A 20,432-nucleotide genomic window follows, 5' to 3' on the forward strand; every position below is an offset into this window, starting at 1 on the left:
CTAGACCCCACCTGCGGGAAGTACTGATCTAGCGGCGTTCCTACTTGGCATCGCCGTAGCACTGCACCACGGCGGTGGTGAACGGGAAGCGGACCGGCGTCTGCCCGAAGGCGATCCGGCCCGCGGTGTCTGCGGCGGTGGCGATCGCTTCGGCCACCACAGCGGCTTCCTCGGTCGGGCAGTGCACGATCACTTCATCGTGCTGGAAGAAGACCAGTTCCGCACGGAGGTCGCGGATCGCGTGCCGGATTCCGGCCAGGACCAGCAGGGCCCAGTCGGCGGCGCTGCCCTGCACCACGAAGTTGCGGGTGAAGCGGCCACGGGCGCGGGCGGCGGAGTCGGCGCCGAACTCGGTGCGGGTGTCCTGGGGCGGGTCCGCGTCGTCGAGCGCGACCGACAGCGGCGTGCAGGTACGCCCCAACCAGGTGCGCACGAGGCGGCCTTCCTCGCCGGCGCGCGCGGCGTCGTCGACGTAGGCCACGGCGGCGGGATAGCGCCGGCGCAGGCCCGCGAGGTGGGTCAGGGCGTCGCCGGAGGTCTGGCCGTAGATGGCGCCGAGTAGCGCGATCTTGGCTTGATCGCGGTCGCCGCCGAATCCGCGAGCGGCCAGGTCCGCGTAGAGGTCCTCGCCACGACCGGCCACTTCCATCAGCCCCGGGTCGCGCGAGATCGCCGCGAGGATCCGCGGCTCCATCTGGTCGGCGTCGGCGACCACCAGCGACCACCCGGGGTCGGCCCGGATCGCTTGCCGGACGATCTTCGGAATCTGTAGTGCGCCACCACCATTGGTGGTCCAGCGCCCGGACACTGTGCCGCCGGGTAAGTATTCGGGGCGGAAGCGGCCGCCGTGCACCCACTGTTCGAGCCAGGACCAGCCATGCGCTGTGTAGAGACGGTACAGCGATTTGTAGGCGAGCAGCGGCGCTACCGCCGGGTGGTCGATCCGTTGGAGTTCCCATTTCCTGGTGGAGGACAGCAGGATTCCGGCGCGACCGAAAGCCCTGATGATGTCGGCGGGCAGGTCGGGCCGGACTCGGACTCCGGTCCCGAACGCCCGCGACACCTCCTCGGCCAGTTCCGCCATCCGCCGCGGTTCCGATCCCCCCGGAAAGCGCTCTCCCAGCATCGAATCCAGGAGTTCGCGGTGGACGTCGGCGCGCCACGGAATGCCGAGCTGCCCCATTTCGACGGCGACGAGCATGCCCGCCGATTCGGCGGCGAGCAGCAGTCGCATGCGCTCGGGGTGCTCGGCCCGGGCGGTGCGCGCGACCTGTCCCGCGTACACCGCCAGCAGGGCGGTGAACTCGTCGATCCCCGGCGGCAGTGGCACCGGACCCGATTCGAACAGCGACGGCTGCGTCTCGGCGGCCCGCACCGGCGCATCCGGCGGAACGGCCAGGTTGTGCAACCGCGCCCAGCCGGCCGCCAGCGAGCGCGCCTGCCCCGACTGTCCTTCCTCGTGGCCGATCAGCAGCGACTCCGCCACCTGGACGTCGTAGCACCGTTCGACCCACACGCCCGCTGCCAGCAGCACACGGTAGATGTCGGCCGTGGACCGCCAGACCCACCGCTGCACGTCCGGGCGGGTGCGCACCGCCTCGATGAGCGAGGGCTCGTCGAGCACCGGTCCCGCCGGGTGACCGTCCTGATCGAGCGGACACAACCGAGCGCCGCCCTCGCTTGTCTCCGCTATCGCCCATCTCACGTGCCAGAGTCTGACACCGGGGTCCGACAACCAGCGGCACCCGCACGCCGACGACCAGCGAAAACCCTACGAAACGCCGATCGCGGCCTGTTCTCGACGCTCGCGCGAGGGCATCGCCAAGGTGAGCACCGCCAGCACCAGCGCCACGGCGGCGATGGCGCCCATCATCATGATGCTGCCGCCGAGGCTGTGCGAACTGAAGAACACTGTGGTCAGCACCGCGAGTCCGACCGCATTGCCGACCTGTTCGATGGTGGGCAGCACACCGGAGGACTCGGCCATCCGATTCGCGTCCAACCCGGACAGCATCATCGGCTGCAACTGCACGCCGAACAGGCCGACACCGAATCCGGCCGCGAACACCGGACCCGCGCAGAGCAGCGCGTTCGCTACACCGTCGACCAGATACAGGTACACCCCGCCCGCGCCGATACATCCGCCGAACAGGGCGATCCCGGCAGCCAGCGCCCAGATATCCCAGCGCGGCACCAGAATCAGCGAACCGAGGGCGCCGGCGCCCGCACCGAGGGCGAACAGGGTCATCACCATGCCGGTGAGCAGCGGCGAGTAGCCGAGCACATCCTGCATGGTGATCGAGGCGGCGAACACGAACGCGGTGAACAGCCCGAAGAACGCGCCGACCAGCACCGAGCCGATCCGGAAGCCGTGGTTGCCGAACAGGTCCAGCCGCACGAGCGGGTCGGCGCCGCGCGCGGTGCGGGTGCGCTGCTGGGCGAGGAACCCTGCCGTCAGCACGAGCCCGGCACCGGTGACGGCGAGCAGGTCGAGCCGCCACCCGTGCTCCTGGATCTGAGCCAGGCCCCCGATCAGCGCGAACAAGCCGAGCCCGGACAGCGCGGCACCGACCAGATCGAGTGGGTGACGACCGGCCGGGCTGCTCCGGTCCAGGAATTTCCAGGCCAATCCGAACGCGAACAGCCCGATCGGCAGGTTGATCAGGAAGACCGACCGCCACCCCCACCCACCGATATCGATGGTGAGCAGCACACCGCCCACGATGGGTCCGAGCATCCCGGCGAATCCGGCCACTCCCCCGTACAGCGCGAAAACCAGGGGATGGCGCTCGCGCGGAAAACCGGCGGTGAGAATGGCGATCGTCTGGGCGGCCATCCCCGCCCCCGCCGCACCCTGGACCACCCGCGCGAGCACGAGTTCGGCAGGGCCACCGGCCGATCCACACCACACCGAAGCCGCGGTGAAGGCGACCACCGACACCAGGAACATCGTGCGCCGACCGACCATCGCACCGATCCGCGCGGCGGTGAGCAGGGTGCAGGCGAACGCCAGCGCGTACCCGGAGATCACCAGCAGCTGTGCCGACCTGGACGCACCGAGGTCGGCGGTCAGACTCGGCAGCGCGGTGTTCACGATCGTCACGTCGATCATCTGCATGAACACCGCGATCAGGCAGGCGCCGAACGCCAGCCACGCGCCGAGCTCGGGCACCTGCGCCTTCGCGACCCCGGTGGTGTCGCTCATGACACCAATTCCATCGTGGCGCGCGGTGCCGACATCGACATCTGGGTCGGGAAGCTCAACTGCACCATCCGGTGCGGCGCCGCCACCTCGAACAGGGCGATGAACGGCGGCACGACCGAGCCGACCATCTTGTCCAGCATCCCGTTCACCTGGTCGAAGCCGGGCCGCAACCGCACCTGCCAGCACGGGAACACCCCGGCCGGTCCCGCGAAGACGACCTGCTTCTCCACCCGGACGAGCAGTGGCCAGTGCACCGACGCCGCGAGCCACACGTCGACCGTTTCGACCAGCCCGTCGGCGAAGTCCAGTCCACGCAACATCGTCAGCCCACCGGCGATCGGCATCACATTCGGCGGGAACGGTCCGGGCAGGCCACCGAACTGCAGGTGCACGGTGTCGACGAAATTCACTTCCTCGCGCGAAACCACCGTCGACCCCGACCGGGTCTGCGCGCGATAGGTTTCCGCGTGCAGTCGGCCGTCGATACGCCCTATGCGCTGCTCGACGGTCATCACCAGTTCACGGTCGCGTCCACTCTTTTCTTCCGGGCTCGCCTCGAGTGTCGTGTGATAGCCGCCCCGGTCGTGCACGACGACGTGCGCTATCTCGAAGCCGCCGGGCTCGCCGGCGATGCCGACGCGGTATCTCGACTTCTCGCCATCGGGAATGGCGGGGTCGCGAAAGATGGTCGGGACGAACTCTTCTCGGATCATGGGTTCTCCGCGGCGCTGTCGATGATGGCTCCGAATACGGACTTCATGGTGGCCAGGTAGCGGCGCACCGACTCCTGCGCGATCGCGGTGTCGGGGAAGATGACGCTCAACGAGGTCCGGCCCGGTAGCCGGTTGATCCAGATGAGTGCTTCCTCGGAGGCAGCCCTGTTGGCGAAGACCCCGGCGTTCATGCTGTCGAACAGCTCGTTGCCCAGGAAGTCCCTGGCGTCGATGAACGAGATCATCGGGGTGACCCACCCCGGCTCGGCCTTGATCTCGGAATCGGGGGGCAGCAGATCGAGAACACGGTGAAAAGAGGTGGGCGCCAGCAGGAGTCCGCTGTCATAGGCACGTTGCGCGATGGTGAGCGTGCGGGCGACCGTGGTGCGTTCGCCGAGCGGGAACGCGACCGGAACGAGCGTCACGTACCAGCCCACCGAATTGTTCTCGGCCGCCGAGGTCCTGGTGCTCACCGGGGTCATGCCGAAGTAGTAGTCCGATCCGACCAGCTCGCGTTCGGCCAGTGCGGCCGCGGCGAACACACCGCCGACGAATTCGGCGCCGTTGGCACGGCAGACCTCGTCGAATCGATCGGCCTCGTCGTCGTCGAACAGCACGACGCTGCGGTGGGCGCTGCGATGGTATCCGTCGGTCTTCTTGCCGAGGTCGAGCGGGAAGACCGGAAGCTTGTTGTCGTTGCCGCCCAACAGCGCCAGCCATTTCTTCACACCGGGAGAGGAAAGGCTCTGCTGGTCGCTGAAGAACCGCTCGTTGCGGCAGTAGTCGAGATAGCTCGCCGCGGGCGCGAGCGGTTCGGCCTCGTCCCACAGCTGCGCGGCGTAGAGCTGGGCGAAGTCGGCTGCGGACAGGTACTGCCCGAGTCCGTCAGTGTGCAGGTGGTCGACGGCCAGGTACACGGTGGTGGAATCGCCGTGCTCGATGGCACCGAAGGTGAAGCAATCCCACTGGAACGGGCCCGGTGTCGTCTTCTCCACGTGCCGGCAGATCGCCTCGGGATCGTCGATGTGGCCGTAGTCGACCGGCACGAACTCGACATCGGCCTCGGGCACCAGATGACGCCGCACTGTGCCGCCGGCTTCGACAGCGAACCACGTGCGAAAGGTGTCGTGGCGCAGCAGGAATGCGTGGATCGCCCGGGTGATCGCGTCGCGGTCGAGGTCACCGGTGGGGATCTCGGCGGTGACCAGGCACAGGCCGGAGAACCGGAAGTCCGCGCCCGCGTGCCGGTCGGCCAGGCGCAGATACTGCTCCTGCTGGAGCGAGGGCGGCGCCGGATGGACCGGCGCCCTGGCCGCGCGCGCGACCGAGTCCGCCGAAGCGAACCAGGTCACGAGCCGGCCGGGCGCCGGGCGCCATTCGTCGATCAAGCCGAAGTCGACCATCAGTGCGATCCCGCCATCGAGACCTCCGCCGGTCGCTCGACGGTCCACTGGTCGGGCACGTCGACGATCCGCGGGGCGGATTCACCGGGCGTCACCTCCGGAAGTGGCGGTGTGACAGCGGGTTCGGAGGCCAGAATCAGCTCCGCGACCTTCGGGCCCGCCTGTTCCAAACTGAACGAGCGGCCCATCTGCATCGACATCAGGTCGATGCCGAGCGTCTTGGTGACCCGCGCGCCCAGTTCGACCGCCATCAACGAGTCGAGCCCCAGCTCCGGCACGGGCACCGTCATGTCGATCGATTCGACCGGAACCCCCATGACCACCGCGAGTTCGTCGGCCATCTTGCGGGCGATGGCGGGTCCGCGCTTGGCTTCCTCCATCGCGGCGAGTTCGGCGCGGAGCTTGGCCAATTCGGAGGTGTCCTTGGCCGAGGACTGCGCCAGGGCGGCGGTGCGGCCGGTGCGTACCAGCTGCGGGAAGGTTCCGGTCAGTTTCGCCCAGTCGGTGGGAATGATCGCCGCGTTCGTCACGCCGAGGCGCAGGGTCTGTTCGAGGTAGGCGGTGGCGTCGGCCATGTCGATCGGACCGAAACCCACCAGGTCCAGATACTTTTCGGCGGTTTCATCCGATGCCATGCCGCCCGAGGCGCCGGACAGGTGTCCCCAGCCGATGCACAGTGCGCGTTCCCCCGCGGCGGCCCAGCGCCGGGCCAGTGTTTCGACGGCGACGTTGGCAGCGCAGTAGTTGTATTGACCGTAGATCCCGTACATCGAGCCGCCCGAGGAACACAGCACGAACATGTCGAGGGTGATGCCCGCATCGGCTACCGCCTGGTGGATCACCTGCGCGCCATGGACTTTGGGGCGATAGACCCGGTCGAGCTCGTCGCGCGCCATGCTGGCGAGACGGTTGTCGGCCACCGCGCCCGCGGCGTGGAACACCGCGCGCAACGGGTGTTGTTCGCTGTGAGCGCGGGCGACGATCGCGGCGACGGCGGCGGCATCGGTGACGTCAGCGTGTTCTTCGATCACCTCGACGCCGACCGCGCGCCACACCTCGAGCTGACGGCGCGCCGTCTCGGTGGCGGCGCCGCTGCGCCCGACCAGTACCAGCCTGCGCGCACCGCGCAGCGCCAGCCAGCGGCCGATCGCCATGCCGAACCCACCGAATCCACCGGTGATGAGATAGCCTCCGGCACTGTCGATGTCGAGCGGCGGCAGCGAGGGCCGCACGGGCGGGCGCGGATCGTCCATCCGCAGGGCGACCCGGCCGACGCGCGAGGACCGCAGTGTCTCCTCGAACGCCTGACTCACCTCGTGTGTCTCGAACATCTGGTACGGCAACGGGGTGTAGACGCCTTCGGTGACCTTCTCGAACACCCGCTCCAGCAGTCGCGACAGCCGTTGCGGACGCACCGCGACCAGGCGGTCCAGATCCATCGAGTAGTAGGCGAGGTTCTTGTCGAAGTTGGCCAGTTCCAGCAGCCCGCCGGTGTAGATGTCGGCCTTGCCGACCTCGACGATGCGACCGAATTCGGCTGCGGCGTTGAAGTTCTGGCGCAGGATCTCACCGGGTGCGCTGCTGACGATCACATCGGCACCTGCGCCGCCGGTCAGCGCGAGGACATCGTCGACGAAATTGAGCGAACGCGAGTTCACCGCGAAATCCGCGCCCATGGCCAGGACGTGTTCGCGCCGCTCGGGCGAGCTCGCGGTGCCGATGATGCGGGCGCCGATCGACTTGGCCACCTGGATGGCCGCGGTGCCGACGCCGCCCGCCGCACCGTGGATCAGCACGGTCTCGCCCGGTTCGAGGCGGGCCAGGTCGTGCAGGGCGTATTCGGCCGTGCCGAAGGCGATGGTGCTGGTGCAGTAGCCGGGATCGGTGTCGGCGGGCACGATCACCGCCAGCGCCCGATCGACGACGGCGAATCGGCGCATCATGCCCTTGGACGCCACCGCGACCTTGTCGCCGACCGCGACATCGGTGACCTCGGCACCGACCCGAACCACGGTGCCGATGCCCTCCATACCGGGCACGGTGCCGAAATACGTCGGCGCGAGTTCGCGTTCGCCGAGCAGGCCGATGACCTTGAGCGGATCCTTGTAGTTCAATCCGATCACCGCCATCGCGACCTCGATCTGGCCCGCGGCCGGCTCCGGACGTGGGCATTCACGCCACGCCACCTGCGAAAGCACCCGCGTGCGTGGCATGTCCAGCTCGAAGTTCGCCGCCGGATCGGCCAGCGGATGCGACGTCTCGAGCTCGTCGATGCGCTCGGGCAGCGGCTTGGTCACCATCGGCGCCCAGCGCCTGCCGTCGCGCAGCAGCACCTCGTCGCTGTTGTCGAGGGTGAAGGCACCGGGCACACCCAGTTCGGCGACGAGTTCGGCGACGGTGGTGCCGGGTTCGGTGTCGACCAACCGCCAGCGCAGCGGGGTCTGTTCGTTGAGCAGCACCCGGCGGCCACCGGCGAGCGCGGCCTGGCGCGGGTCCGGTGCGACATCGCTGCCGGGAACCGTGAAGGCGGATTCGGTGACCAGCGTGGCGTGGACATTGCCGTCGCCGAAGCTGATCTGTGGCGGGGCGCCTTCCACGGTCGGGGTGACGTACTCCGACACCGCGACCGCGACGCGCTTGAGCGTCCACAAGTCGGCGACGTCGTCGGTGCCCGCACCGACGACCACACAGACGTGGGTGCGCTGCGTTTCGTCGGCTTTCGCCGCCTCCAGATTCGCGACGAGCTCCGACTCCAGTTCGTCGCTGGTCGGGTCGACGAGCTGCACCCGCGACCCCGGGATCGCGGCGGCCAGTTCGGCGGTGCGCGGGCTGTCACCGAGCGCGACGATCACGGTGGACACCGACCCGGCTTCGGTCAGCGCCGCGGGGTCGATCGGGTCGCGCTCTTCGAGCACCTCGGTGTAGTAGAAGTCGGCCATCCGGTGCAGCGGGCTGTCACCGGGCTTGAGCGCACCGATCTGCAGGCCGGTCAACCGCGCCACCAGGTTTCGGTCCCGGTCGAGCAGGTCGACATCGGCGCGCAGGCGGGCACCGGGGTCGCGGCGGGCGATGACGGTGATCTCCGCGGGGAGTTCGGCGAGCAGCCGCACCGCGTTCACCCCGACGGGCACCATCACGCCCTCGTTGATCCGTTCGTCGGTGAAAAGCATGGCCGCGCACTGCATCGCGGCGTCGACGACGGCCGGATGCGCCAGATGTCGCGAGCCTTCGGCGATGCTCCCGTCGACGGTGGCCAGCACCACGTCGCGTCCCACCCGCACGGAGGTCACCCGCTGGAACGTCGGACCGTATTGCAGCCCGGCCGAGGCCAGGCCCGCGTAGAACATCGCCGGGTCGACGTCGACCCCGACCTCGATGGTGGGCAACGCGACTTCGGTCTGTTCGTGGCTGCCGGTCAGGGTGCGCCCGGTCGAGTGCACCGTCCACGCCGTTCCGGTCGCGCTGCGCGATCTGATCATGAAGCGACCGCTGGCCTCCTCGACGCTCATCGCGACCAACGGCACATCGGGGGCACCCATGATCAGCGGCGCGACGAACCGAACGCCCTCCAGCGCAACCTGTTTGCTGCCGATCCGCGCGGCGGTGGCGCTCAGCGCGGCGTCCAGGTACGCCGCGCCGGGCATGATCTTGACGCCGTTGACGACGTGGTCGGCCAGCCACGGCAGCAGTTCGGTGCCCACCTGCAGCAGCCACTCGGGGCGGCCCTCCACATCAGGGTCGCCGAGCATCGCGTGCCCGCCGGGTGTGCCGAGGCGGGCCTGCTCGAACAGTGGCAGCGCCGAGTGCAGGCGGGTGCGCTGCCAGGGATAGCGCGGCAACGGTACGTGCGCGGTGACGCCACGCTCGGCGGGAAACAGCAGTTCACGGTCGAGCACCCCGGCGGCATGCAGACCGACGAGGGTGCGCCGGATGCTGTGCGAATCGGACTGCTCGCGGTCGAGGGTGGGCACCGTGGTGCCGTTCACGTCCGCGTCGACCAGGGCCTCGCGGATATTGCCCGACAGCACCGGATGGGGACCGACCTCGAGGAAGATCCGGTTGCCCGCGGCGATCAAGCTCGCGATCGCGGCGAAGAACCGCACCGGCTGCCGGACATTCGACCACCAGTACTCGGCGTTCCAGTCGCCGTCGGTGACGAGTTCCCCCGTCACCGAGGAGTACAGCGCCACCGTGGGCGCCTGCGGCGCCAGATCGGCCAGCGCCGTGCGCAGTTCGTCGTGGATCGGATCCATCAGGCGACTGTGATACGGCACCTCTACCCGCAGCCGGCGCGCGAATATGCCGTCCTCCGTGAGCTTCTCGGCGATCTCGTCGAGTCGGTCGACGTCGCCGGACAGCGTCAGGGAGGTGGGGCTGTTGATCGCGGCGATGTCGACGCGCGGATCGTCGGCGACGAGCGCGTCGGCCTGTTCCTTGGTCAAGCCGACAGCGAGCATCCCGCCGGTTCCGGCGGTCGTGGCCTGCAGTCGCGCTCGGTGATAGGCCACCCGCACCGCTTCGCGCAGTGTCAGCATGCCGCTGACGTACGCCGCCGACACCTCGCCCACACTGTGTCCGACGATGGCCGCGGGGACGATGCCGTATTCGGCCAGCTCGCGTACGAGACCTACTTGGACGAGGAAGTTCGCGGGCTGCGCGACCTCGGTGCTGGTCACCCGGGACTCGTCCTCCGGCTTGCTCAGCTCCTCGATGATCGACCAGCCCGCGATCGCGCGAAATTCCGCGTCGATCTGCTCGGCGGTCTCGGCGAACACTCCACCGGCGGCGAGCAGCCCGCGAGCCATCTTCCAGTGCTGCGGACCCATCCCCGAGAAGACGAACACCGGCTCGGCGGCGCTGGAGGACACCGTGCGGCCGGCGTCGCGCCCGGTACCCGAGGCGTACTCGTGCAGTTCACGGACCAGGTCGTCGGTGGAACCGTCGAGGAGTACACCGGTGCGGAACGGGTGGTGCGCCATCCGGGTCCACGCCGCTTCGGCCAGCCGGTCCGGGTCGGCCCCCGCGGTGATCAGGTCGGCGAACCGGCCTGCCAACGCACGCGCGGCACCCGTACTGCGGGCCGAGATGGGCAGAATGCCGAGGTGGCGGGCCGGTTCGGTCGGCGATTCGGGCGCGCGGAACTCCTGCAGGATCGCGTGGGCATTGGTGCCGCCGTAGCCGAACCCGTTGACCGCCACCGACATCGGCGCGGCGTCGGCGGGCAGCGGTTGCGCCTCGGTCTGGATGTGCAAGCCCAGTTCGTCGAACGCGATGTCGGGGTTCGGCTCGTTCAGCCAGCCCTGCGGCGGCAACGTGCGATGTCGCAGTGCCAGTGCGGCTTTGATCACGCTGGCCACGCCCGCGGCGGCCTCGGTGTGACCGATCGTGGCTTTCACCGAGCCGACGCCGATGGTGCCGGTGCGCCCGGACGCGGCACCGAAAACCCGGCCGAGAGCGCGCAATTCGACCGGATCGCCGACCAGCGTGCCCGTGCCGTGCGCCTCCAGATAGGTGATCTCGTCGGGCGCCAGGCCCGAGCGTTCGCACACGGTGCGGGCCAGCGCCTCCTGCGAGTCGGCGTTCGGCACCGTGATCGCGGTCGTTCGCCCGTCCTGATTCGACCCGGTGGCCTTGATCACCGCGTACACGCGATCACCGTCGCGGACAGCGTCTTCGAGCTTCTTCAGCGCCACCATGCCCGCGCCCTCGCCGCGACCGTAACCGTCGGCGGACGCGTCGAAGGACTTGCAGCGGCCGTCGGTGGCCAGGAAGCCGCCTTTGCACATGAGCACGAAGGTTTCCGGCTGCAGCATCACATTGACCCCGCCCGCCAGCGCGACCTCGCAGTCGTCGTTCTCCAGCGCCTGGCAGGCCAGGTGCAGCGCGACCAGCGACGACGAGCACGCGGTGTCGACGGTGATCGCCGGACCGACCAGGTTCAGCGCGTAGGCGATGCGGTTGGACAGCATCGTGTAGGAGGCGCTGGCCGGGGTGTGCATGTCGGTGTGGAACAGCGCGGGGCCCACCACGCCGATCACCGACTGGTCGACAACGAAGCCGCCCACATAGACCCCCACCTGCGCGCCGGCCGAGCGCCCCGCGATCCCGGCATCGTCGAGGGCCTCCCAGGTCACCTCGAGCATCAACCGCTGCTGCGGGTCGAGCACCGTGGCCTCGCGCGGTGAGATCCCGAAGAAGTCGGGATCGAACTCCCACGGATCGTTGGTCATGAAGGCGCCGTGTTTGGTGTAGCTGCGCCCCGGGGTTCGCGGTTCGGGGTCGTAGTAGCGGCGCCAATCCCAGCGATCGGCGGGCATCTCCACGACGCCGTCGCGCTTGTCGACGATAAAGTCCCAGAACGATTCCGGGGAATCGATTCCGCCCGCGAACCGACATCCGATTCCGACAATGGCAATATCCGACACGAAATTTCCTCCGGCTCGACCGGCCTGTGGCATGTGACCGTTGGTGTCAACGTAGAAGCCCACCCCCGCGGCGATCGTGGCGATTACCGACCTCTGGAATTTCGGACGGGTAATCGCGCGGTCTCCTGTGATCGGGCCCAGAGCGCGAAGTCATGGCTCACAACAGCATTCCGAGAATCGTTGTGACCGGCCGCAACATTGCGCGGTAGCGACCGAAAAGACAGGCGACTCCTGACAAGTTCGACCACATCGCGAGCAGTTGGGAGGCGAATGTGTTCGCCGAGTTGACACAATGGGCAGACACCGTCGTGCGGCGGCGATATCTGGTGATCTTGATAATGGTGACCGGATTACTGGCACTGGGCACCTACGGGCTCGGACTCGGCGCGGATCTCAGTGCGAAGGGCTTCGACGATCCGTCTTCGGAATCGGTGCGCGCGGCGCACGTGCGCGACAACGCGTTCGGCCGTGATCACAGCAGCGACGTGATCCTGCTGGTGCGGGCGCCCGAAGGCACCACCATCGACGATCCGGCTTTCGCCGCGACGGTCGTGGCGGGCCTGAACACTCTGCCGCAGCGGTTCCCGAACGAGATCGACCGCGTCAACGGCGCGTATTGGCCGACCGATACCGGCGTGGCGATTCCCGAGGTCTTCGGTTCTCCCGACCGTGACTACGCGTTCGCCTCGGTCGCGGTCAGCGGCGTCGACCCCACCGAACAGGGCCGCAATTACCGCAAGGTCGCCGAGGAGTTCGTGATCCCCGGAGTCGAGGTCGAGCTCGCCGGCGGACAACCGGTCGCACTCGCGTTGAACGACACCATGGTTCAGGATCAGCGCCGGGTGGAGTTGTTCGCCGTCCCCGCGGTCGCGATCCTGCTGTTCTTCCTGTTCGGCGGCGTCGTCGCCGCGGCGCTGCCGCTGATCGTCGGCGGACTCACCATGCTCGGCGCGTGGGGACTGCTGCGCTGCCTCACCGCGGTCACCGAGGTGAACTCCTTCGTCTCCCCGGTCGTTTCGATGATCGGGCTCGGCCTGGCGATCGACTACGGACTGTTCGTGCTCAGCCGGTTCCGCGAGGAACTCGCCGACGGACGCACTGTCGACGATGCGGTCCGGCGTTCGCTGACCACGGCGGGACGCACTGTGTTGTTCTCCGCCTTGATCGTGGTGGTCGCGGCAGCCGGGATTCTGGTGTTCCCGCAGGGCTTCCTGCGGTCGTTCGCCTACGGCGCGATCATCACCATCTCCCTGGCCGCACTGACCTCGATCACCCTTCTCCCCGCGATGCTGGCCGTACTGGGCAGGCGCGTCGACTGGCTCGGCGTCGACTGGTTCCGTAAACCGGTCGCGAGAGATCGTGTTCCCGGCAACGGCTGGGGCCGATTCGCCGCGGGAGTCATGAAACGTCCACTGGTGGTGGCCGTTCCGATCTGCCTCGGGCTGCTGCTGCTCATCGTCCCGATCCAGAATCTGGCCTTCGGTTCCATCAACGAGCGGTTTCTCCCGCCGTCGCATCCGACGCGCCTGGCCCAGCAGCACTTCGACGAACTGTTCCCATTGCGCCAGATCGACCCGATCGACCTGGTCATCGTTACCTTCGACCCCACCACCGCCGATACCGTGCGCGCCGACGCCAACCACGCCCCCGGCCTGGCCGCGCCGTTCGCCGAACCGATGCAGTCGCCGTTCCAGCCCCAGGTCCTCACCACCCAGACCGTGCTCGCCGGATCCGGCGATGCCGAGGCGACCATCGACTATCTGCGCTCGATGCCGTTGCCGCCCGGCACGACGCTGATGGTCGGTGGGCAGCCCGCCGTGGAGAAGGACAGCATCGACGCGCTGGTCGAGCGGATGCCGCTGATGGTCCTGTTCGTCTTCCTGGCCAGCACGCTACTGCTGGCGCTGACGTTCGGTTCGCTGGTGCTGCCGCTCAAAGCAGCCGTGCTGAATCTGCTCGGGCTCGGCGCCACACTGGGCGTGCTCACCTGGGTCTTCATCGACGGGCACGGCGCGGGGGTGTTCGGCTTCACCCCGCAACCGATCATGTCGCTGGTCCTGGTCGTGATCGTGTCGGTGGTCTACGGGCTCTCGACCGACTACGAGGTATTCCTGCTGTCACGCATCGTCGAAGCCAGAGCCGCGGGCGCTTCCACCACCGAAGCCGTGCAGGCGGGTATCGCCCGGACGGGCCGCATCATCACCGCGGCCGCGGTGATCCTGCTGGTGGTCACCGGCGCGTTCGCACTGTCGGATCTGCTGATGATGCAGTACATCGCCTTCGGCATGGTGACCGCACTGGTCATCGACGCCACCATCCTGCGGATGCTGCTGGTGCCCGCGTCCATGCGGCTGCTCGGCGACGCCTGCTGGTGGGCGCCGGCGTGGCTCGAACGCCTGCGGCCCGCGCCGCAACACCAGACCCTCGCCCACCCGACACCTTCCGGAGCTGCTCCGACGCCAGTCCGCGGCGACCGGGACTGAACCCGCGGAGTGCCACCATGAACGTCCGGAGCGGCACCGTCGAGGTGCCCGCCGCCCCCCTCCGCACGCTGCCCGCCTTCGCGTGGCGCGAGGTATCGATCGTCGCCGCCGTGGCCGCCATCCTGTTCCTCGCCAGGATCGACCGCTATCGGATCGGCGGTGACGAACTGTATTTCCTCGCGGCCGGACGGCATCCGTCGGTGAGCTATGCCGATCAGGGCCCGCTGGTTCCGCTGCTGGCGGCACTGTCGGACCACCTCGCACCGGGATCCACAGTGGCACTGCGGGTACCCGCGCTGCTGTTCACAGTGCTGGCCATCGTGCTCAGCGCGGTGATGGCCAGGGAGTTCGGCGGCGGCCGACTCCCCCAGACCGTCGCCGCGCTCGCCTACGCGACCACCCCGATGGCGGTGATGCAATCGGCGATGCTGAGCACCTTCGCCCTCGACATCACTTTGACGGCGGTGCTCGCGTGGCTGCTGATCCGCTGGGTGCGCACTCGCGAGGACTACCTGTTGGTCGCGGCGGGGTTCGTCGCCGCCGTCGACTTCCAGGTCAAGTGGCTGATTCCGATCATCTGGGCGGTGCTCGCGCTCGGCGTGGCCGTGTTCGGGCCGCGGGAGATGCTGCGCAGGCCCGCGTGGTGGCTCGGCTCGGGTCTGCTCGCGGGGTCGGCGGTCCCGATTCTGTGGTGGCAGCACAGCAATGGCTGGCCACAGCTGGCGATGGGCGCGATCGTGCGCGATGAGCAGCTCGCCACCGCCGGGGTTCTCGCGGCGCCGTGGACGATGATTCAGGTCACCGGTGCGGCCGGTCTGCTGTTGCTCGCCGGCATGTGGGCCGGGCTGCGCGCGCAGCGGTTCCGTCCGTACTACTTCCTGATCCCGATGATCGCGATCGGGCTGGGCGCGGTCGTGCTGGCGGGCCTGCGCCCCTACTTCGTGGCCGGTGCTTTCCCCGGGCTGTTCGCCGCGGGCGCGGTGTATCTGGCGGACCGGGGTATCACGCGACGCGGCGCGATCATCGGCGGTGGTTTCGGCACGCTCGCTACCGCGATCTGCGTCGCGCTCGTCGTCGCGCTGCCCCTACCGGAGTCGGCCTTGCGGCAGTCGACGACCGACTATTCCCAGATCCACTCGCGCAGTGTGCTTTTCGGTCCGAGCGGTTGGGACGACCTGGTCACCGCGGTTGCCGAGACCTATCACCGGATACCGCCGCGGCAGCGCGAGGGTGTGGTGATCGTGACCCAGAACTATTGGCAGGCAGCGGCACTCGAGGAATTCGGGCCTGCCGCCGGTCTTCCCGCGGTGTTCAGTCCGAACCGCGGCTATGGCTACTTCGGCGCCCCACCCGACACCGCGACCACGGTGCTCTACCTCGGGGTCGACGGTCCCGACACCGCGCTGCGTACCCGTTTCACGCAGACGACGCTGCTGACCCGCGTCGACGAGCCCCTCGGCTTTCCCGGCGTGAACCGCGGCGTCGCGCTGTGGCTGTGCGACGGCCCGAGCGAACCGTGGTCGGCGCTGTGGCCCGACGCCAAGGAACTGCGCCTGGTCGACGGAACGAGTCGGCATGGGCGATAACGACGCAGCAGTGAACGGAGACAAGACAGTGCGCAATTCGATGGTGCGACGGCTCGCGCTCACGGTGGCGGTCGCCGCCGCGGGCCTGCCCGTCGTCGCGACGGCGCAGGCGGCCCCGGACATGGTGGCCGCCCGTGCCATGGCGGCGGCGCTGCCCGCGCCGAACGGCTCCTACGCCGTCGCGGCCGCGGCGAACGGGCCGGGCACGGTGATCGATGTGACCGTGCACTCCGCGGCGATGAATCGACCGGTCACCGTCGCGGTCATTCCCGCCGCCGACCCCGAGGCGCCCGCCGGCTCGCTGTATCTGATCAACGGCGTCGACGGTGGCACCGACACCCCCGACTGGCGCGAGGGCAGCAACTGGTTCACCAAGACCGACGCCCTCGACTTCTTCGCCGCGAAACAGGCGAACATCGTGATGCCGATCGGCGGTGCGGGCACCTTCTACACCGACTGGCAGGCCGACGATCCCGGTACCGGACGTAACCGCTGGCTGACCTTCCTCACCACCGAACTGCCGCCGATCATCGATTCGGCCTTCCACGGGACCGGCCGCGACGCCGTCGCCGGACTGTCGATGGCCAGCTCGGCGGTCTTCCGGATGGCACAGCAAGCACCGCAGCGGTTTCAGATGGTCGGCTCGTTCAGCGGCTGCATCCAGACCAGCAACCCGGCCGGACAGGCGATGGTGGCCTCGATCGTCACCGCGCGCCGCGGCAACCCGCTCAACATGTGGGGACCACCCACCGATCCGGCCTGGACGGCCAATGACGCCGCCCTCAATGCCGAGAAGCTACGCGGAGTTCAGGTGTATGTGAGCACCGGCAACGGCCTGCCCGGCCCGCTGGACACCTTGAACGGCCCTGGTATCCAGCGCAATCCGGTGAAACTACTCGATCAGCTGCTCATCGGCGGCGTGCTCGACGGGATCACCGTGGTGTGCACCGCGTTGCTGCGCGACCGCCTGGCCGCCCTGGATATCCCGGCGACCTTCGATTTCCGCCCGGCGGGCACGCATTCGTGGGGCTACTGGGAGCAGGACATGCACACCTATTGGGAACGCGCCGCCGCGCTGCTCGTCCCCTGAACACACGAAAATCGGGTGCATCGCGGCCAAGCCGTGCCGCGATGCACCCGAATCGTCCGCTCGTCTACAGGGAGCCACCACCCCCGATCAGCCACGGGTTGAACGTGCAGGTCAGGTTCGGGTTCTGCACCGGATCGAGCGCCCGCAGCGCGATCGACAAAGCACGCGGCGAGTACATCATCGTCAGGTGATCGGAGATGTCCTGCTCGCACCCTTCCTGCAGCACAACGTTGTTGACCGTCGAGCCGGGGCCCTGGTCGAGGAACGTCAGCTCGTACGGGTTCGTCACCTCGTCGTAGCGCGTGCCGACCACGGTGTAATCGACACCGGGAACGGTGCCACCGTTGGCGTTGAGCGTCTTGACGAAATCCGAACCGACGGTCTGCTGGATACCCGCGTGCCCGACGAAGATCTCGATCGGACCCAGCACATCGATACCCAGGTTGTTGACCATGCGACCCAGGGCGCCGATGCCGTCGAGGCTGGTGCCGTGGTGGGTGGCGCCGAAAGTGATCAGCTTGTTGACCTTGGCCGCCCCGCCCTCGAACTTCGTGTAGTAGTTCGCCATCGACCCACCTTGGGAGTGCGCGATGATGTCGACCTCGTCGGAACCGGTCGCGGCGAGCACGCGATCGACGAACGCCGCGGTCTGCTTGGCCGAATCCTCGATGTAACCGGTGCCCATGACACCGGGCAGGAACGAACCGAGCCCGCCGCCTTCGACGATGTTGGAACGGCCGTAGTTGAACGTGAACGTGCAGTAGCCGGCGTCCTTGATGGGCTGGCCCATGTAGGCGTACCCGTTGTAGGCGTTCATCCAGGTGCCGTGCAACAACACCACCGGGCGCGGATGTTGCGCGGTCGGCTTGCAGTTCCAATCGTTGGTGCCGGGAGCACCCGCGTCGGGATTGAGCAGTCCGTAGCCGAACGCGGGCAGGAACGCCGTCGACGCGGGGCCGATAGCGCCCGGGTCGGAGGAGTAGCCGCCCGAGGAGCCCGAGCTGGAGCCGGAACCACCGAGGCAGTCGCCGGAGCCGTTACCCGAGCCCGCACCGCTACCGGAGGTACAGGCCGACCCCGTGCCGCCGAGTCCGCCGTCGGTACCCCAGGCCACATCGCGGCCCTGGTGGATGATTTCGGCCAGCTGCTGTTCGGTGGGTTCGGACGCCGGGTCAGCCGTCGCCCCCGCCCCGGAGAGGGCGACAGCAACAACGCTGACGCCCATCAGTATTGCCGCACGCACCGAGCGTGTGCGGCCACGAGTAATGGTCATGCAAGGTCTGCCTTTCCGAATGCGAAAAAGGAATCGGCTCGTAAGCCGTCCCGAACGTATGCCGGAACAACCGGCACGGAAATCGCTTCCGGTCAGGTGTGTGCACCTCACCATTCACTGTCGCGGAACCCCATGGCCGCGCACAGGAAATATTATTCCGCGCAATGCGGACCACCTTTCGGAATATTTCCACGAGAATCAGTGCAGCAGATGGCCGCCGAAAGGAATACCGATGCCACCGAAACCCGTCGACCGGCGGATCCGGCCGAAGCAGGAGCGGGCGAAGGCGACCCGGGAACACATTCTCGACACCGCCGCCGAACTGTTCGGGCAGCGGGGAATCGACAACACCTCCACCAATGTCATCGCGGCGCAGGCGCACGTCAGTATCGGAACGCTGTACCGCTACTTTCCGGAGCGGTCGTTTCTCGTCGACGAACTCCTCGATCGGCTCATCGCCGATGTCGAGCAGGAGTTCACCCAGCGGGTATTCAGCCTGCCCGTGGCGACGTCGCCCAGGAACAGCGACGACTTTGTCGCCATCGCCTCCGAGATACTCGATGTCTTCGCCGAAGTGCTGATCGCGAAGTCGGATCTGGTTCGCGCGCTCGTCGGCAGTGTGCAGTTCTACAGCAGCGGGTTACCCGAATTCGAGCCGCGATTGCGAATGCTGGTCAAGCTCATCGTGATCCAGTTCGTCGGGCCCGGCGACGACCGTGACAACGACATGATGTCCTGGGTTCTGGTCAACACCGGATTCGCCGCGGTCGTGCGCGCTTCGGCCGACGACGTGGCCGACGGCGACCGCGCCGCCGCCATCGCCATGACCGCGCGGATGATCGGCACCTGGCTGTACGGCGAGATGCGGGGCCGCGACTAGCACTGGGCTCACACCGGCACCTCGTCGCGGGACTGGAGGTCGGCGAGAACCAGGCGCAGCAGCTGTTCGGCCCGGATACGCTGCCAGCCCAGCATCGCGTGCGGACTGAACCTGGCTTCCTCGAACAGCGCGACCAGCTCGTGTGCGCCGTCGTCGTGCAGCACGCCGCTGTCGAAAGCCCGCTCCAGCACTTCCCTCGGCGTATCCGAGATCAACGGCGCCGCGGCACGATCCGCGGCCAACCCGGCCTCCATGGCCACATAGCAGGCGATCACCGCGGTCCGCGGATCCTGACCTGGCGCGTTCATCGCCGCCAGTCCCATCTCGGCGGCCCTGGTCAGCGAGTCGACCGTCGTCGAGACCTGCTCCTCGGTCAGTTCCACGCTGTCGACCAGCGGCGCCCGGCCTGCGACGGTGACGCCGACGAGACCGGCCACCGCGATGCCGATCAGCACGATCGCCAGGCCCGCGGCTCCCAGCAACGCCATCCCGCTCAGACGCGACGAGTCGACCGCCGAATCGACCACCTGCACATCGACAGCGGCGGGCGCACCGGGCTGTCCCGCTTGCGCCGGTGTCACCGAGGCCACCGGTGTCGGCTGACGCCGCGCGCCGGGCAAGACGAACAGCATGGTGATACCGACCGCGAACGTCAGCGCGACGGTACTGAGCGCGATCGGGGCCAGCACCGCGAACCGCGTGAACGACAGACGAACCCGGAGACCGTGTTCGACCGCGGGCATCGCCAACGGCAGCCGATGCTGACTGACGATGACGCCCGCGAGCAAGATCACCACCGATACCAGCAGCAAGACCGGCATCAACGCGACAGCGACCGGCGAAGTCCCACCGGTTTCACTGGGAACAACGGTCCCAGGTAAACGCCCGTGCAGCGCAATAATCGCCGCGACAATCAGAACGACCGCCGCTACCAGACGACCTATTGGCGCCAATATTTTTCCCACAGACCTACCGCCGAACCCCTGGATGCCACCCGAAATGCCCACATAATGACATTTCCCCCGGCCCTCGGGAACCGACCGCACAAGATTTGGTCGAATTCCCTCAGGGCCCCCGGATTCCTTGTCTCCGACAACATTTCCTACCGCGAGGCAAGAAATATTCCCGCGCGATCATCTCTGCTCGGGGCGTCCCCACACCGTCGGGTCCGGCGGTGGCCAGCCATCCGCCCCCGGGAGCGGAAGGTCTGACACGGCACTCGATCGATCGGGGCTCGACGAATCGGCAATCCGATGCCATCCACCTCGAAGCGGACGTGGCGCCGGCGGTGTCGCGGAGCTCGGCGGCGCCACGACAGGGGGAGCCGCTACCGGCGGCGGTGCCGGGCGCGGGTGCCGGCTCGGCTCGGTGCGG

Annotated in this window: 11 protein-coding genes; 4 read left to right on the forward strand and 7 right to left on the reverse strand. The window is 68.2% G+C overall.

Annotated elements, in window-relative coordinates; genetic code table 11:
• Positions 1-40: 40 nt before the first annotated feature.
• The 5 genes from ACWFRF_RS03400 to ACWFRF_RS03420 form a co-directional block, all read right to left on the reverse strand.
• On the reverse strand, positions 41-1,705 hold the full coding sequence (locus tag ACWFRF_RS03400) for a bifunctional 3'-5' exonuclease/DNA polymerase (protein ID WP_452448743.1): 1,665 nt from the start codon (positions 1,703-1,705) through the stop codon (positions 41-43).
• Positions 1,706-1,771: 66 nt separating this feature from the next.
• Positions 1,772-3,205, reverse strand: a complete 1,434-nt coding sequence (locus ACWFRF_RS03405) for an MFS transporter (RefSeq protein WP_452448744.1) — start codon at positions 3,203-3,205, stop codon at positions 1,772-1,774.
• The gene (locus ACWFRF_RS03410; RefSeq protein WP_452448745.1) at positions 3,202-3,918 is read right to left on the reverse strand and encodes a hypothetical protein; all 717 of its coding nucleotides are present in this window, start codon (positions 3,916-3,918) and stop codon (positions 3,202-3,204) included. The genes ACWFRF_RS03405 and ACWFRF_RS03410 overlap by 4 nt, the downstream gene beginning before the upstream one ends.
• On the reverse strand, positions 3,915-5,321 hold the full coding sequence (locus tag ACWFRF_RS03415; RefSeq protein ID WP_452448746.1) for a condensation domain-containing protein: 1,407 nt from the start codon (positions 5,319-5,321) through the stop codon (positions 3,915-3,917). Before ACWFRF_RS03415 ends, ACWFRF_RS03410 begins: the two co-directional genes overlap by 4 nt.
• Complete coding sequence (locus ACWFRF_RS03420) at positions 5,321-11,746, reverse strand: type I polyketide synthase (protein WP_452448747.1); 6,426 nt, start codon at positions 11,744-11,746, stop codon at positions 5,321-5,323. The genes ACWFRF_RS03415 and ACWFRF_RS03420 overlap by 1 nt, the downstream gene beginning before the upstream one ends.
• Positions 11,747-12,018: 272 nt before the next feature.
• Here ACWFRF_RS03420 and ACWFRF_RS03425 point away from each other — a divergent pair, with 272 nt between their 5' ends.
• From ACWFRF_RS03425 to ACWFRF_RS03435, 3 genes are read left to right on the forward strand one after another with little or no spacing between them, the layout of a single operon-like run.
• A complete protein-coding gene (locus ACWFRF_RS03425) occupies positions 12,019-14,229 on the forward strand; it encodes an MMPL family transporter (protein ID WP_452448748.1) in 2,211 nt (736 codons plus the stop codon).
• A 17-nt stretch (positions 14,230-14,246) separates the two neighbouring features.
• Entirely contained in the window at positions 14,247-15,815 is a 1,569-nt protein-coding gene (locus tag ACWFRF_RS03430; protein ID WP_452448749.1) for an ArnT family glycosyltransferase, read from the forward strand.
• Entirely contained in the window at positions 15,805-16,905 is a 1,101-nt protein-coding gene (locus ACWFRF_RS03435; RefSeq protein WP_452448750.1) for an alpha/beta hydrolase, read from the forward strand. The genes ACWFRF_RS03430 and ACWFRF_RS03435 overlap by 11 nt, the downstream gene beginning before the upstream one ends.
• A 64-nt stretch (positions 16,906-16,969) precedes the next feature.
• Here the strand turns inward: ACWFRF_RS03435 and ACWFRF_RS03440 are convergent, their stop codons facing one another.
• Positions 16,970-18,178: an esterase/lipase family protein gene (locus ACWFRF_RS03440; protein ID WP_452448752.1), complete on the reverse strand. Its 1,209-nt coding sequence runs from the start codon at positions 18,176-18,178 to the stop codon at positions 16,970-16,972.
• Between the two features lie 232 nt (positions 18,179-18,410).
• On the opposite strand from ACWFRF_RS03440, the gene ACWFRF_RS03445 reads away from it, so the two are divergent.
• A complete protein-coding gene (locus ACWFRF_RS03445; protein WP_452448753.1) occupies positions 18,411-19,058 on the forward strand; it encodes a TetR/AcrR family transcriptional regulator in 648 nt (215 codons plus the stop codon).
• A gap of 8 nt (positions 19,059-19,066) precedes the next feature.
• Here the strand turns inward: ACWFRF_RS03445 and ACWFRF_RS03450 are convergent, their stop codons facing one another.
• The gene (locus ACWFRF_RS03450; RefSeq protein ID WP_452448754.1) at positions 19,067-19,879 is read right to left on the reverse strand and encodes a DUF4129 domain-containing protein; all 813 of its coding nucleotides are present in this window, start codon (positions 19,877-19,879) and stop codon (positions 19,067-19,069) included.
• Between the last annotated feature and the right edge of the window lie 553 nt (positions 19,880-20,432).

It is taken from the genome of Nocardia sp. NPDC055165, assembly GCF_053606985.1.